The organism is Candidatus Hydrogenedentota bacterium, from assembly GCA_012730045.1.
Classification (GTDB): Bacteria; Hydrogenedentota; Hydrogenedentia; order Hydrogenedentales; family CAITNO01; genus JAAYBR01.
The window spans coordinates 34,612-48,363 of sequence record JAAYBR010000026.1; the positions used below are offsets into that span (position 1 = coordinate 34,612).

Below are 13,752 nucleotides of genomic sequence, written 5' to 3' on the forward strand. Positions count from 1 at the left end.
CCATCCCCCAAGGATACCCCATGGCGGCCCGCGACGGCCAGCGGCGCGGCGCGCGGAGGCAGGTGGTGTTGATCGCCGGACAAGACGCCGGGAGAACCGAAGCCGCGGCGGGAACGAGATTGCCACAGTCGCTCCGCTCCTTCGCAATGACGTTTGTTTTCGCGGTCATTGCGAGGAGGCCGCCCCGGCCGACGCGGCAACCTCTTGTCGGAAAGCCTCCGGTTCCCCGCATGCATTGGGTGAACGGACACCTCTTCACACCCTCGGGGCCTTCACCGTGAAGCCGCAAGGCGGCGCGCGGCGCCGACATTGCGCGCGCGCGCCGTCCGCGGCGATAATAGACGGCCCCGGCGCGTCCGGGACCACCCCAACCAGGAGACCCGTCATGTCCCAGTGCCCCGAATCCTTCGCGAATGTCACCGCCGTCTGCAAGGCCAACGTCTATTTCGACGGCAAGGTCGTCAGCCACACGATCCTGCTGGCCGACGGCGAGAAGAAGACCCTCGGCCTGATCTACCCCGGCGCGTACAACTTCGGCACGGGCCTGCCCGAGCGCATGGACGTCATCGCCGGCGCCTGCCGCGTGAAACTCGCGGGCGCGGCCGACTGGTCGGAATACGCGGCGGGCACATTCTTTGAGGTGCCCGGCAATTCGTCGTTCGACATCGCCGTCGCCGACGGCGCCCCCATGGAGTATGTCTGCTCGTACATCGGCTGAAACGGCGGTCCGGCGGCGCCGGACACGCGGGAGAACTGCCATGAAACGGATGATCCTTGCCGCGTTGTTGGCACTGTCCTGCCTCCCCGCCCTCGCGGCGGGCGTGGACCCCTTTGTTGGACGCTGGGCCCTCGGCCTCCCCGGCAACGCCGCCGGATGGCTCGAGGTCAAACAGGAGGACGGCTGGCTGGACGGCAGCGTGCTCTGGGGCGGCGGCAGCGTGCTGCCTCTGGACAGCGTCTACCTGGACGGCGACACCCTGCGCGCCGCGCGCGGGAAGGCCGTGGAGCGCAAACTGCCGTCTGGCGAGGTCCGCAACCAGTACGTCTCCGACCTCTACGCCTTCACCGTGGACGGCGACACGATCACGGGCACGCGGACCAGTCCGCGGGGCGACGGCACCGGCGTGGCCACCGTCGAGGTCACCGGGAAGCGCATTCCCCCGCTGCCCCCCGCCCCTGACCTGTCCAAGCTGAAATTCGGCGACCCCGTCACCCTCTTTAACGGGAAGAACCTCGACGGCTGGAAGCCCCTCGGCCTCGGCAAGAACGGCTGGAAGGCGGAGAACGGCGTCCTGGTCAACGATGCGCGCCAGGAGGAGGGCAAGCCCAAGGTGCACTACGCCAACCTGCGCACGGAGGCCGAGTTTGAGGACTTCAACCTCACGCTGGAGGTGAACGTGCCCAAGGACGGCAACAGCGGCGTGTACCTGCGCGGCGTCTACGAGGTGCAGGTGTTCGACAGCTTCGGCAAACCCCTGGACCCGCACAACATGGGCGGCATCTACAGCCGCATCACCCCCTCGGCCGCCGCGGAGAAACCCGCCGGCGAATGGCAGACCATGGACATCACGCTGGCGGACCGCCATGTGACGGTCATCCTCAACGGCGTGAATATCCTGGACAACGCCCCCCTCGCCGGATGCACCGGCGGCGCCCTCTGGGCCGACGAGTTCCGTCCCGGCCCCCTCTACCTCCAGGGCGACCACACCGGCGTCCAGTACCGCAACATCGTCCTGAAGCCCGTGGTGAAATAGGGCTGTTCAAGATGGGCCGTGGTCGCCCGCATGTGCGGAATCTGCTCCCCGGAGGGGAAGAAGGCGCGCAGCCGGAGGTGACCGAAGGGAACCTCCGGACAGAAGCGCGCAGAACCATTCCCAAGCCGTCGCACGGCAGGCTCCCGCCGGGCGAACCGGCGGTCCGAATTGCGCAAAGAAATAATAGTGCGCTGGCGGCGGGTTTTGTGGTATGATTCCCCCGTGCGGCAATCAGCCTATGTCACTCCGGGGACATTGTGTTCCCCCTCCTGCCATGCTTTCCAGCCTTCGACCCGGGGCGTCCGGGGGCTGCGAACCGTCGCCGCATGCCGCACGGGCCTTCGGCCCGGCCCGACTTTCCAAGCCGGCATTGCGCGCCAGATAACCTGACCATTGTGTATCCCGCCCCCAAGGAAAGTGTTTGAATGAGATTTGAAGACCTGAACGTGGACCCGCGCTGTTTGCGGACCCTCCACAAGAACAACATCACCGAGCCCACGCCGGTGCAGGAGCAGGCCATTCCGGTCGTGCTCTCCGGGGGCGACCTGATCGCCACGGCGCAGACGGGCACGGGGAAGACCCTGGCGTTCACGCTGCCGGCGATGATGCGGCTGGCGGACTCGAAGCCGGGGCCGGCCCGGATGCTGGTGCTCACGCCGACGCGCGAGCTGGCCCAGCAGGTGGAGACTGTCATGGCCCCCATCGCGCGCGCCCTGCGCCTCACCAGCGTGGTGGTCTACGGCGGCGCGGGCATGCAGCAGCAGGCCGACCGCCTGCGCCGCGGCTGCGATGTCATCGTGGCCACGCCGGGACGCCTGCTCGACCACATGAGCCGCAAGGCCGTCCGGTTCGACGGGCTGCAGATCCTCTGCTTCGACGAGGCGGACCGCATGCTGGACATGGGGTTCCTGCCGGACATCCGCCGCATCCTCGCGCACCTGCCCAAGGAGCGCCAGACGCTGATGTTCTCGGCGACCTTCGCCCCGGAACTCCAGCGGCTGGTCGGCGAGATGATGCACGACCCCGCCCGGATCGGCATCGAGGTGACCGCCCGCCCCGTGGACACGGTGCGCCAGGTGGTCTACCCGGTGCGCCAGGAGGAGAAGGCCGGCCTGCTCCTCAGCCTGCTCAAGGAGCAGGCGGCGGAGATGGAGTCCGTCCTCGTGTTCATGCGGACCAAGTCGCGGACCGACCGCGTCGGGCGCATGCTCAAGGCGGCGAACATCAAGGCCGCGGTCATCCACGGCGACCTGCCCCAGGGCGCGCGCCAGCGCGCGCTGGAGTCCTTCCGCGCGGGCAAGTGCCCGATCCTCGTGGCGACGGACGTCGCCGCGCGCGGACTGGACGTGGACGGCATCAGCCATGTGATCAACTACGACATCCCGCAGACGGCGGACGACTACATCCACCGGATCGGCCGCACCGCCCGCGCCCAGCGCGAGGGCGACGCGATCACCTTCGCGTGCCCGTCGGACATCTCGCCCCTCGGGAGCATCGAGAAGACCCTGGGCTACAACCTCCCGCGCATCGAGCGCGAGGGCGCGCCCGTCGTCCTCTCCACCTACCGCAAGACGGCGGCGGCCGGGTCGTCCCGCAACCGCCGGCCCCGCAGCCTCCTGCGCCGCCGCTAGGCGCCCCTCCTCCCCGTATTACCGACGGCGCGGACCCCCGGTCCGCGCCGTCTGTGTGTCTTTTCTCCCCGCCCCCCTTCCTCCACCGGGACAACTGAGCCAGCTTGACAATGGCGACTAACCCGATTATAATTAGGAAGATTATCGCCGGCACGCTTGTTTCCAGGAAGAACGGAGCAGCGGAAAGACTTACAGGAGACCCCGCACCATGGCAGACTGGACAGACGGCATCAACGTGGATGAACTGGCCGCGATGGGCCCCGGGGAGCTGCTCCGGTGGTCCTGGGAGACGCGCGGGGCGCGCGCCGCAATTTTCACCAGCTTCCAGAAGACCGGCTGCGTGATGATTGACATGGCCCGAACCGCAGCCCCGGATTTGCGGGTGCTGACGGTGGACACCCTCCGGCTGCCGCAGGACACGCACGACCTGATGGCCGCGCTGGAGAAGAAGTACGGCATCCGGATAGAACGCTTTCAGCCGGACCCGGAACGGGTGGCGCGGATGGTGGGCGACCACGGGGAGTACCTGTTCTTTGACAGCCGGGAGAAGCAGGAGCACTGCTGCGCGGTGCGGAAGGTGGAGCCGAACCGCCGCGCGCTGGCGACGGTGGACATCTGGATCACCGGGCTGCGCCGCGACCAGTCGGCATTCCGGAAGGCCACGCCCAAGGCGGCGGTCGTCGAGCAGAACGGACGGACGCTGCTGAAACTCTGCCCCCTCATTGACTGGACGGAGGAGGATGTGGACGGGCACATTGCCGCCAACGCGGTGCCCTACAACAGCCTGTACGACAAGGGATACACCAGCATCGGGTGCGTGGTGTGCTCGACGCCGACGCGTCCGGGCGAGGATCCCCGGGCGGGCCGGTGGCGCTGGATGAACCAACTCGCCGGGACGGACAAGAAGGAGTGCGGCATCCACATCCAGGGCAGCGGCATCTAGGTCCCGGCGGGCGGTTACCGCTTTGCCGGCCACCTCCTTTTCGGCCTGCCGCTTTCCGTGGTGCTGGCTGCCGGCGCGCAGCGCATCCTCCCCGCCGTCCGGCCGTTCTGGCCGGCCGGGCCTTTCTTCGCGCGGCGCGCGGTTGCTACAATGCGCCGGTCCTCCATGGAGATCCCTCGCATGACATCCTCCCCAAACCACAGCATGCCCCCCGCGCCGGGGCTGGTATCCCTTGTGGGGGCGGGACCAGGCGACCCCGGCCTGATCACCGTGCGCGGGCTGGATCGCCTCCAGCAGGCCGATGCCGTGGTCCACGATGAGATGATCGCCCCGGAACTGCTCGCCCGGGCCCGGCCAGACGCCGCGCTTATCCCCGCAGGCAAGCGGCGCGGACATCACTGCATGGAGCAGGACGCCATCAACGCCCTGCTGGCGGCGCTGGCCCGCCCCGGAAAGCGCGTGTGCCGCCTGAAGACGGGCGACCCCTTCGTGTTTGGGCGGGGCGGCGAGGAGGCCCTGTTTCTCGCCGCGGCCGGCATCCCCTTCGAGGTGGTGCCCGGCGTCACCTCCGCCGTCGCCGTGCCCGGAGCCGCGGGCATCCCCGTCACCCACCGGGGGCTTGCCGCCGTCTGCACCGTGGTCACCGGCCACGGCGACCCGGACGGCGAAGGCCGGGTGGACTGGGAGGCCGTGGCGCGGGCGGGCGGCACGGTGGTGGTGCTCATGGGCCTGAAACACCTCGCGAAGATCGCGGAGCGCCTGCGGCGCGGCGGACTGGCCGGGGACACCCCCGCCGCCGTCATCACCCGCGGCACCCTGCCGGAGGAGCGGGTCGTCCTGGGGACCCTGGCGGACATCGCGGCGCGCGCGGAGGGTGCCGGGGCCGCGCCGCCGGGCATCCTGGTCGTCGGCGACGTGGTGACCCTGCGCGGCGGTAAGACACCGGGTTAGCATATCGGCGGGAACAGTCGGCGCCGTCTTGGAGGTGGCACGGGCTTCCAGCCCGTGAGCTGCGGGCGGAAGGCACATGGGCAGGATGCCCATGCCACCTCCAAGACGGCGCCGGTTCCCGTCCTGAAAGGAGATGCCCATGGGATACCTGCCCGTGTTCCTGAATCTCACCGGCCGGGACTGTCTCGTGGTGGGCGGCGGCGCGGTGGCCCTGCGCAAGGTGGAGACCCTGCTGGAGGCCGACGCCCGCATCACCGTGGTCAGTCCCGCGTTCGCCCCCGCCCTCGACGCGCTGGCCGCCACGCATCCGGACCGGCTGCGCGTGGTCCGGCAAGCCTACACCCCCCGCGACCTGTCCCCCTTTTCCTTCGTCATCGCGGCCACGGACGACCCGGCGGTCAACGCGGCCGTCGCGGCGGACGCCGAACGCGCGCGGGTGTGGGTCAACGTGGTGGATGTGCCGGAACACTGCACCGTCCTCGCCGCCGCCACCTTCCGGCGCGGCCCGGTGCAGGTGGCCGTGGGCACGGGGGGCGTGTGCCCCGCCCTGGGCCGGACCCTGCGCGACGAGTTGGAGGCCGCCTGCCCGGAGGCCCTGGGGGACTACGCTGCCGCCCTCGGCGCCGAGCGCGCGCGCCTCCGGAGGGAATGCCCGGATCCGGCACTCCGCGCGCGGACCCTCGACCACCTGTGCCGCCGCGAAACCCGCGACCGCCTCCTGCGGGAGACCACCGGCACCCTGGAGACCCGCCTGCGCGAAGAGACCGGCCGGTTCCTCGGCGAAGACATGCCGCCCGCGCGTCCGTAGGGTTCGGAAGAGACCGGCCCCCGCCCCGCCTTTGCGCCTACTGGTCCCGGCAGGTTCCCGTGCAGCGTTCCATGCGGCGCAGCGAGATGGCGCCGACGGGACAGATGCTGATGCAGTTGCCGCAGCGGATGCAGTTGTCGCTGTCTATCCAGATGTAGGTGGCGGCGGCGGGGTCGCCCGGGGGCGTCTCCTCCCACGCGACGGGCTCGCCGTCGGGGCCGCGCTCGAGGCTGGCGAGGCGGCGGATGCAGTCGCGCGGCGAGACCTTGATGCACCAGTCGCAGTGGATGCACTTGTCCTGGTCAATCTCGAACTTGTGGTTGCACAGGTAGCAGCGCCAGGCGTGGGTGTCCGCGTCCTCCGGGCCGAAGCCCCGCTCCACCTCGTCCCCGGCGCCGCGCGCCGCCGGCGGCAGCACGGGCATGGGCGGGGGATACACGAGGTCGTGGTCGCGCGTGCGGTCGGTGAGCCCGGCGGGCTCCACGCGCACGCCGGTCCTGCGCCTCTGGGCGCCCATGAGGAAGGCGTCCATGGCCTCCGCGGCGGCCTTGCCGCCCGCGACGGCGTGGATGACGTCGCCGCTGCCGCCCGCGAAGTCGCCCGCCACAAAGAGGTTGGGGGCCGAGGTGCGGCAGCCGTCCGCCTGCGCCACGCCCCCGGGCAGCAGCCCGCGCTCGGGGTGCTGGCCGATGGCGAAGATCACGCTGCGGCAGGGCACGTCAAACTCGCTGCCGGGCACGGGAATGAACCGGGGCTTGCCGCCCGGCTCCGGCTCGCCGAGCAGATTGCGCTGGAAGCGGATGCCCGCGAGGCGCCCGTCCTCCACCAGCGCGCAAACCGGGGTGACCAGCGTCTCCACGGCGACCCGCTCCTCGTGCAGCTCGCGCAGCTCGTCCTCGCTGGCCGCCATCTGGGCCGTCCCCCGGCGGTAAAGGATGGACACCCGGCCCGCGTCCCCGACGAGGCGGCGCGCGGCGCGCGCGCAATCCACTGCCGTAAACCCGCCACCGATGACGGCCACATCCGGCGCCAGGCCGGAGAGCATGCCCGCGTTATAGCGCATCATGAAGTCCAGCCCCTCGATGCCCGCGCCTTCCGGCAGGCCCTCCAGGTCCAGACGCATGGGGCGCGACGCCCCGGCGGCCAGCAATACGGCGTCGTATTCGCGCCGGAGTGCGTCCACCCCGCCCGCGTCCAGCCGGGCGCCCAGCCGCACCGTGACCCCGCTGTCCACAATGGCCGCGATGTCGGCGTCCACCGCGTCCGGCGGCAGGCGGAACGCGGGGATGGCGCGCATCTGGCCGCCCAGGCGGTCCGCGCCGTCGAAGACGGTGACCTCGTGGCCGCAACGCTTGAGTTCGCGGGACGCCGCGAGGCCGGCGGGGCCGCCGCCGACCACGGCCACGCGTTTGCCCGTCGGCCCGAACCATGCGGGCAGGGGGCGGGGCGGCGCGGACGCGCCGTCCGATGCGGCGCGCTTCAGCGAGCAGATGCGGACGGGGCCGCGGGTGCTGGTCCACTGATAGCGGCAGCGGCTCTCGCAGGGCCGCGTGCAGACGCGCCCCAGCACGCCGGGGAACACGTTGTCCTCCTGGTTGACGAGGTGGGCGGCGTCCAGGTCGCCGAGGGCGATGCGGCGGATGTACTCCGGCACGTTTGTCTTTGCGGGGCAGGCCTCCTGGCAGGGGATGTCCCGCGCCACGGTTTTCAGGTCGCCCGGCGTCTCCCCGAAACCCTCCGTCACGGACAGCTCGGCGGGGTTTTCCGCCAGGGGACGGGCGGGGAGGTTCAGGGCCGCGACGGCGTCGCGGTAGGGGGCCAGTCCGGCGCGGCGCACATGCGCGGCGAGACGCTCCATCGTGCCCGCGGCGAGGAAGGTGTCCAGCAGGGCCCCCATCACGCGGACACAGTCCTCCGTCCGGAATTCGCCCAGCACGGTGCCCGGGGCATCCTCCGTGCCGCCGAGCGTTACCTGGTACGCCTCCGAGGAGCCGCGCAGGTCGCGCACCCGCATGCCCCGGAACCCGATGTCCGCAATGCTGTACTGCGAGCAGGAGTTGGGGCAGCCGGAAAGGTTCACCAAAACGCGCGCGCGGATGGATGCGTACCTGTCGTCGTGGACCACCGCCTGGAACCGGTCAAACAGCGCGTGGGTCGCGCCGACGGCGAGGGGGCAGTAGGTCGTGCCCACGCAGGTGACGATGTCGCGCAGGCCGTGGAATCCCTCCGCCGCGAAGCCAAGCGCGGCGATTTCCGCCCGCAGTTCCGGCAGCCGCTCCGGCCGCACGCCGTGCAGCTCCAGGTTCTGGCGGTTCGTGGCGTAGACATGCTTGTCGCCGTAGATTTCCGAAAGCTCGGCAATCCGCGCGAGGGCCGCCGCGGCCATCTCCCCCTTGGGGATCATGATCCGCTGGATGGCCAGCCCGTCGTCCCCCCGGGGGTCCGGGTCGGCCATCGGGTTCTCTGGCGGCGCGGGGGCGCACTCTTCAAAGGGCCGCGTGTCGAAGCCGCCCCGGTCCACGCCGGCGGCGTCCAGCAGTCCGTCCACGATCTCCCGGCAGCGGTCAATGCCCAGCCGGTGCACCACGAATTTGAGGCGCGAGTGCATGCGGACGCGCCGGTCGCCGTGGTCGCGCAGCAGGACGCCGACGGCGCGGCACAGCTCCACCGCGTGCTCCGCCGGGAGGAAGGTGTAGAGCGTCTGGGCGGTGAAGGGCCGCCAGCCCAGGCCGCCGCCGATCTTCACGCGGAACCCCGCCTCCCGCGCGCCGTCCTTTCCGGCGCGCGCGACGGCCACCAGGCCCACGCAGTTGATGTGCGGCTGGCCGCACCCGGCGGCGCACCCGGAGTAGGTGATTTTGAACTTGCGGGGCAGGTTGTCCAGGCTGCGGTCCGCCGAGAGCACCCGCGAGGTCTCCTCCGCGAGGGGCAGCACGTCCAGCCGCCGGTTCGGGCAGATGGCGGCCCAGGGGCACGCCGACACATTGCGCGTGACGTCGCCGCAGCCGTGGAAGGAGGTCATGCCCGCCGCATGGAGGTCGCGCAGCACCCGGGGCAGGTCCCGGAGCTGGAGACGGTGGAACTGCGCGCACTGGCGCGTGGTGAAGGAAATCAGGCCCGTTGCGTAGCTTTCCGAGAGCCGCGCCAGCGCGCGCGCGCGCACCGAGGTAATGCGCCCGCCGGGGATGACCACGCGCATCATGTGGTTGCCCGGCTGCCGCGACTGGTAGATGCCGTACCACTTGGCGATGGACAGCTCCTCGCGGGCCATGGACCCCTTGCGGGCCATCTCATCGAAGTCCAGAACGAACCCCGCGTCCTTGATGATTTCCTCGTCGCTACGGAGACGTTTTTCCAGTTTTCGCTGCATGGCCACCTCGCGTTAAACGCCCGCGCGCGGCCCCGACGGGTCGCGCGCCCCAGTTTCCGCCATTATACCCGACACAGCCCCCCGCGTCGGCGCTGGAGGACGACCGCACGGGGCCGTTCTTGTTTTTTCGGGCGTCCCGCGTGACTCCGGACCCGCGCATGCGGTATAACATGCGACCATTCCCCCCGCGGACAACACCGGAGAAGGAGCGTCATGGGCCGGAACACCGTTCATTTCAAATGCCATCACTGCGACCACTGCTGCCGCGACGTCGTGTGCCTGCCCACGCCGTGGGACGTGCTCCGCATCGCCCTGACCACGGGGCAGGACCCCCACGACTTCCTGGAGTTCCTCACACCCGACGAGATCACGGGCGTCGCCAAGAACGACCCCGCCTGGCTGCTGGCCGGCGGACAGAAGCACATGATGGCCCTGCGCCGCACGGCCAAACGGGGGTGCCACTTCCTGGACCGGAAGACGGGCTTCTGCGGCATCTACGACGCGCGCCCCATCCTCTGCCGGCTCTATCCCTTCAAGCTCCAGGAAACCCGCGACGGGGACTTCCGCGGCTTCACGCTCCACAAGGACGTGGGCTGCCCCCGCCACCGCGACGGCGTCTACGACACCGGCCCCCTTTACGACCTCTACCTCAACGACCGCATGCACCATGAGGACTACGACACGATGGTCGAGGCCTTCAACCGGAAGGACCGCCCCGGCCGGGAGCCGCAGGAGTTCCTGGACCTGTTCATCGAGGTCGTCGTGGAGGGGTAGGGCCATCCGACCGATCGGTCGGATTTGTCGGGCCATCGGACCGATCGGACCGATCCGACGGATCCGACCGATCCGACCGGTCCGACTTGCCCCTTCGCGCCGCCTGCCGGCCTTGCCCTCCCCCCCCTCCGTCCCTATAATGGACGGTTCCGGCAATTGTGCCGGAGGCCCCTTGGCGGGGCCGCGCCGCCTGGTTGCGGTGACCAACCGGAAAAGGAGGACGGAGCCATGCCCAAGAGCCTGTACATCAAGGACGACTTTCTGCTGACGAACGAGCCCGCCCGGCAGCTGTTCCATGAGTTTGCCCGGGAACTCCCCATCATTGACTATCACTGCCACCTGCCCGCCGGGCTGATCGCCGAGGACCACCGCTTCGCCAACCTGGCGGAGGTCTGGCTGGCCGGGGACCATTACAAATGGCGGATCATGCGCGCCAACGGCATCCCGGAGCGCTACTGCACCGGCGACGCCCCGGATTTCGAGAAATACATGAAATGGGCGGAGACCGTGCCGAAGTGCGTGCGCAACCCCGCCTACCATTGGACCCACATGGAGCTGAAGCGCCCCTTCGGCATTGCGGACCGCGTCTTCGGCCCCGACACCGCCGAAAGCATCTGGGAGGAGTGCAACGAGAAGCTGGCGAAGCCGGAGTTCTCCGCGCGCGGCATCATGCGCCAGATGCGGGTGGAACTGGTCTGCACCACGGACGACCCGGTGGACGACCTGGCCGCCCACCGCAAGATCGCGGCGGACAAGGACTTCGACATCCGGGTGCTGCCCACCTGGCGGCCCGACCGGGCCCTGGCCGTGGACGATCCGGCAACCTTCACCGCCTGGGTGGCGAAGCTGGAGGAGGCGGCGGGCATGGACTGCCCGACCTGGGAGGCCTTTCTGGAGGCCCTGCGCAAACGCCAGGACTTCTTCCACGACTGCGGCTGTCGCATCGCCGACCACGGCCTGGAGGTTCCCCATGCGGCGGACTTCACCGCGGCGGCGGTGGAGGCGGCCTACCGGGCCGCCCGCGACGGGAAGACGCCGGACGCGGACGCGGCGCTCCAGTACAAGTCGGCCACCCTGCTGGAGCTGGGGCGCATGAACCACGCCAAGGACTGGGCGCAACAGCTGCACATCGGCCCCATCCGCAACCTGAACTCGCGCATGGCCGGCCTTCTCGGCGCGGACGCGGGCTATGACTCCGTGGGCGACACGCCTTTCGCCCGGCCCCTGGCGAAGTACCTGGACCGCCTCGAAAGCACCGGCCAGCTCACGCGGACGGTCCTGTACACCATCAACCCGGCGGCCAACATGGTGCTGGCCACCATGACCGGCAATTTCCAGGACGGGTCGGCGCCCGGCAAGATGCAGTTCGGCAGCGGATGGTGGTTCAACGACCAGATGGACGGCATGATCCGCCAGATGGAGATTCTGTCGCAGACGGGGCTGCTGAGCCGCTTTGTGGGGATGCTCACGGACAGCCGGAGCTTCCTGAGCTACACGCGCCACGAGTACTTCCGGCGCATCCTGTGCAACATGATCGGCTCGGACATCACCGCCGGCCTGCTGCCCATGGGCTACAAGACCTACGGCGCGCTGATCAAGGACATCTGCCACAACAACGCGAACGCGTATTTCGGGTTTGGGCTGCCGGACCACTGACCGGCAACAAAATGAGCGCGGAAGCGGCGTCGTGAAAGGCGGTCGCCCTCTCCTGGGCGTCGGCACTTGGGCCGGTGAGGGCCCTTGTTCGACTGTCGGGCCTTTTCGCCACGCCACTTCCGCGCAATGCCACCGGCGCGCGGTGTCCGCGGGTCCTGCGCCCTCTTTTGGGCTGAGCGGCCCTTCTTGCGTTCCCTGCGGGAACTTCGGCGCGCTCCGGAACACCGCCGCCTGTCCGTCCACCCGTGATCAGGGTCGCCGCCCCGGTTTTGCCCGTGGGTCAACGCCCGGACCGGGTCACCACCTGCCGCAGCCGCCAAAACCGGGCGTCTTCACTCCGTTTCGCCCATCACCTCACGCCGGATCCCGAGTCCGGCCCTGCGGCTCGCCAGGCCACCTGAATTGTACCATGCCCGCGCGGGAATGCAAATCGTTCTGGCCAAGATGCCGCGCGGCCGCCGGACGAGGTGGACGAGGTGGACGAGGTGGACGAGGTGGACGAGGTGGACAGACTGGGGGGCTCTTGTCCGTGCGGGTCCGTGTGTGGGTCCGTGTTTGTCCGTGCCGCCGCAGTGCGCGGCACTCAGACGGGGGGAGCGTCGGCGGGGGGCATGTCCGTCTTGAGGTTTTGGGCGAGGGAGATCACGGCGAGGGCGTCCTCGTAGTCCTGGCTGTGGCTGAGTGCCTGGGCGGTGGCCACCAGCACGAGGTGCAGAATCTCCTCCGTGGTCAGGCCGGCGGCGAGAATCCGCTCGGCGGCGTCGGCCGACGGCCCCTGCATGCGCAGGAACTCCGACAACTCCAGGGCGCGCGCGGCGGTCTGCCAGTCCACAATCCGCTCGCCGCCGGCCTCGTGGAACCGGGTCATGGCGGCGTGGCCCGTCCACTTGCACCAGACCACGCGGGCGCCGAGGCGCGCGGCGGTGAGGTGGAAGAGGGCGGCCAGCAGGGCGGGCACCCCCCCGCCGGTGTCCAGGATGCGGCCTGCGTCCGCGTGCGCGGTTTCCGAGCGGTCGCCGGGCACGGGCCTCCAGCCCCGCTCATCGGCCAGCCAGGCGGCCAGGGCCGAGGGGGTCTGCTCCCTTCCCGACTGGACGAAGTCCGCGGCCAGGGCGTCGAGGCGGTCGCCGAGGTCCGGGCGTGTCCGGGGCCACCCCAGGAACTGCGTGAGGGCCGCCAGGGCCCGCTCGAGGCGCGCCACATCGTCCGGGGCGTCCCGCCAGCATTCCCACTGTTCCGGCAGGCACTCACGGACCGATTCGCCCGTGAGCTCGCGCAGGAGCCCCCAGTCCCCGGAGGCGGGGGGGGCGGGCAGCAGGCGCAGCGCCTCGGGCAGGGCGCCGCCCAGGCCGCACAGCTCCCGCTTCACGGCGCCGCGCACCACGGGCGAGGCGTCGTCGAGCAGGCGGAGCAGGGCGGCCAGTTTGGCCGTCTGCGCGGCGTCGGGCTTGGCGCTGAGGGCGCTTTGGTTCAGGCTCACCATGGGGTGCGTCAACCCTTCCGAAACCCCGGTGTTGTGCGGGGTCCCGGGGGGATTATACAGCAACACGCATGACCATCGCGCACAGGCGGTTCATGGCATCCGGATATCCCGGCGCGATGCCCGTCCGTTGCGCCGATGCCCCCGTTTCGTGCAGAGAAGGAAGGCGGCCACGCGGGCGCGGGGCGGTCCCGGGAGAGGGCATGCGCTTTCTCTCTCCGCGACGACGCTCCTTGACGGCCTGCCGGGGCTTTGATAGACTGGTCGGCGGGACGGGAAAGTTGAATCGGTTTCGGGAATCCCTTGGGGGCATGGGGAGGGCTGGTGCCTACCTTGCCTTTCCTTTGCGCCGTTGCGCCTTTGCGTTAAAGCCTCTTTAACGCCA

The 13,752-nt window shown here is 70.1% G+C and carries 10 protein-coding genes; 8 read left to right on the forward strand and 2 right to left on the reverse strand.

What is annotated here, in order from left to right; genetic code table 11:
- Positions 1-385 precede the first annotated feature (385 nt).
- From GXY15_02315 to GXY15_02340, 6 genes are all read left to right on the forward strand, one after another.
- Entirely contained in the window at positions 386-718 is a 333-nt protein-coding gene (locus tag GXY15_02315; GenBank protein NLV40047.1) for a pyrimidine/purine nucleoside phosphorylase, read from the forward strand.
- Between the two features lie 40 nt (positions 719-758).
- On the forward strand, positions 759-1,754 hold the full coding sequence (locus tag GXY15_02320) for a DUF1080 domain-containing protein (protein ID NLV40048.1): 996 nt from the start codon (positions 759-761) through the stop codon (positions 1,752-1,754).
- 425 nt (positions 1,755-2,179) lie between these two features.
- Positions 2,180-3,385, forward strand: coding sequence for a DEAD/DEAH box helicase (locus GXY15_02325; protein NLV40049.1), 1,206 nt, complete (start codon positions 2,180-2,182; stop codon positions 3,383-3,385).
- 208 nt (positions 3,386-3,593) lie between these two features.
- Positions 3,594-4,328 carry a phosphoadenylyl-sulfate reductase gene (locus GXY15_02330; GenBank protein ID NLV40050.1) on the forward strand — a complete coding sequence of 245 codons (735 nt, stop codon included), beginning with the start codon at positions 3,594-3,596 and terminating at the stop codon, positions 4,326-4,328.
- Between the two features lie 222 nt (positions 4,329-4,550).
- Positions 4,551-5,279, forward strand: coding sequence for a uroporphyrinogen-III C-methyltransferase (gene cobA, locus GXY15_02335; GenBank protein ID NLV40051.1), 729 nt, complete (start codon positions 4,551-4,553; stop codon positions 5,277-5,279).
- A gap of 139 nt (positions 5,280-5,418) precedes the next feature.
- Positions 5,419-6,087, forward strand: coding sequence for a bifunctional precorrin-2 dehydrogenase/sirohydrochlorin ferrochelatase (locus tag GXY15_02340; protein NLV40052.1), 669 nt, complete (start codon positions 5,419-5,421; stop codon positions 6,085-6,087).
- 37 nt (positions 6,088-6,124) lie between these two features.
- Here the strand turns inward: GXY15_02340 and GXY15_02345 are convergent, their stop codons facing one another.
- Positions 6,125-9,457 (reverse strand): FAD-dependent oxidoreductase, encoded by a 3,333-nt coding sequence (locus tag GXY15_02345; GenBank protein ID NLV40053.1) that lies wholly within the window; start codon positions 9,455-9,457, stop codon positions 6,125-6,127.
- A gap of 213 nt (positions 9,458-9,670) precedes the next feature.
- Here GXY15_02345 and GXY15_02350 point away from each other — a divergent pair, with 213 nt between their 5' ends.
- Complete coding sequence (locus tag GXY15_02350) at positions 9,671-10,231, forward strand: YkgJ family cysteine cluster protein (protein NLV40054.1); 561 nt, start codon at positions 9,671-9,673, stop codon at positions 10,229-10,231.
- A 228-nt stretch (positions 10,232-10,459) separates the two neighbouring features.
- Entirely contained in the window at positions 10,460-11,887 is a 1,428-nt protein-coding gene (gene uxaC, locus GXY15_02355; protein ID NLV40055.1) for a glucuronate isomerase, read from the forward strand.
- Between the two features lie 583 nt (positions 11,888-12,470).
- Here the strand turns inward: uxaC and GXY15_02360 are convergent.
- Positions 12,471-13,370, reverse strand: coding sequence for a hypothetical protein (locus tag GXY15_02360; protein ID NLV40056.1), 900 nt, complete (start codon positions 13,368-13,370; stop codon positions 12,471-12,473).
- Between the last annotated feature and the right edge of the window lie 382 nt (positions 13,371-13,752).

What these genes read in the sequence shown, in the direction of transcription:
- GXY15_02350 (NLV40054.1), top strand. Translation starts at nt 9,671, where the DNA reads ATGGGCCGGAACACCGTTCATTTCAAATGCCATCACTGCGACCACTGC.
- GXY15_02330 (NLV40050.1), top strand. Translation starts at nt 3,594, where the DNA reads ATGGCAGACTGGACAGACGGCATCAACGTGGATGAACTGGCCGCGATG.
- GXY15_02360 (NLV40056.1), bottom strand. Translation starts at nt 13,370, where the DNA reads ATGGTGAGCCTGAACCAAAGCGCCCTCAGCGCCAAGCCCGACGCCGCG.
- GXY15_02340 (NLV40052.1), top strand. Translation starts at nt 5,419, where the DNA reads ATGGGATACCTGCCCGTGTTCCTGAATCTCACCGGCCGGGACTGTCTC.
- GXY15_02320 (NLV40048.1), top strand. Translation starts at nt 759, where the DNA reads ATGAAACGGATGATCCTTGCCGCGTTGTTGGCACTGTCCTGCCTCCCC.
- GXY15_02345 (NLV40053.1), bottom strand. Translation starts at nt 9,457, where the DNA reads ATGCAGCGAAAACTGGAAAAACGTCTCCGTAGCGACGAGGAAATCATC.
- GXY15_02315 (NLV40047.1), top strand. Translation starts at nt 386, where the DNA reads ATGTCCCAGTGCCCCGAATCCTTCGCGAATGTCACCGCCGTCTGCAAG.
- uxaC (NLV40055.1), top strand. Translation starts at nt 10,460, where the DNA reads ATGCCCAAGAGCCTGTACATCAAGGACGACTTTCTGCTGACGAACGAG.
- GXY15_02325 (NLV40049.1), top strand. Translation starts at nt 2,180, where the DNA reads ATGAGATTTGAAGACCTGAACGTGGACCCGCGCTGTTTGCGGACCCTC.